Source organism: Erwinia sp. PME.40.26/001, from assembly GCF_055556675.1.
This window is the reverse complement of the sequence record NZ_JBVHNP010000445.1, coordinates 1-235: the sequence shown is the minus strand read 5'-3', so window position 1 is coordinate 235 and position 235 is coordinate 1. Positions and strand designations below refer to the sequence as shown.

At 70.6% G+C, this 235-nt stretch carries 1 protein-coding gene; it reads left to right on the top strand.

Features of this window, described 5'->3' with window-relative positions; translation table 11 throughout:
• Window positions 1-235 (top strand): LytR C-terminal domain-containing protein (locus ACZ3HG_RS24910; protein ID WP_465335229.1); only part of this gene is annotated, 235 nt, incomplete at both ends.

Below are 235 nucleotides of genomic sequence, written 5' to 3'. Positions count from 1 at the left end.
CGGCCGCCATCGACACGTCGTACTCGGTGCTCGTGCTCAACGGCACCGGGAACGCCGGGCTCGCCGGCGAACTTCGCGACCGGATCGTCGCGCTCGGATGGTCAGGTGACGCGGTGCAGACGGGGGACTCCGACACGACCGATTTCGCGACGACGACCGTCTACTACCGCGGTCCTGAGGATCAGGAGGCGGCGCGCGGGCTGGCCGACGCGATCGGCGGAGCGGAGATCGCGCA